Origin of the sequence: Amycolatopsis ponsaeliensis (assembly GCF_030182635.1) — a bacterium.
Lineage (GTDB): Bacteria > Actinomycetota > Actinomycetes > Mycobacteriales > Pseudonocardiaceae > Amycolatopsis > Amycolatopsis ponsaeliensis.
This window is the reverse complement of the sequence record NZ_JAPZLD010000126.1, coordinates 1-578: the sequence shown is the minus strand read 5'-3', so window position 1 is coordinate 578 and position 578 is coordinate 1. Positions and strand designations below refer to the sequence as shown.

Here is a 578-nt window from a genome sequence, read left to right as displayed (position 1 = left end):
AAGGCGCACGCCGTTGTCCGGCTTAGTTTCTGGCTTGTCGAAGGTCAGCAACCAAGTGATCGGGGAACGGCGTGCGCAAGGCCAGCCTATGGCAGCGGCTGTTCAGTCTGGAACGGGCCGTGGTCGAGGATGTCGAGTTCGATCCGGCGCGGGCTGTAGTGGTGGTCCATGCCCGGCCGGTAGCGCGGGCCCGGCGACGCTGCGGGCTCTGCGGTGCCCGGTGCCCGCGTTATGACCTGGGGGCCGGGCGTCGCCGGTGGCGTGCACTGGATCTGGGCACCGTGCAGGCGTTCATCGAGGCCGACGCCCCGCGCGTGTCGTGTGCGCGGCATGGGGTGGTGGTCGCCGAGGTGCCGTGGGCACGTCATGGTGGCGGGCATACCCGCGCTTTCGACGACACGGTGGCATGGCTGGTCTGCCATACCTCCAAATCGGCGGTGCGGCAGCTGCTGAGGATCGCCTGGCCTACCGTCGGGGCGATCATCACCCGGGTGTCGGCCGACATCGATGCCCGGGTCGACCGGCTGGCGGGGTTGCGGCGGATCGGGATCGACGAGATCTCCTTCCGGCGCGGTCAG

At 69.6% G+C, this 578-nt stretch carries 1 protein-coding gene; it reads left to right on the top strand.

Going from position 1 to position 578, the window contains the following annotated elements; genetic code table 11:
* Positions 1–71: 71 nt before the first annotated feature.
* A partial coding sequence (locus QQ657_RS56510; protein WP_284750750.1) for a helix-turn-helix domain-containing protein occupies positions 72–578 on the top strand: 507 nt, incomplete at its 3' end.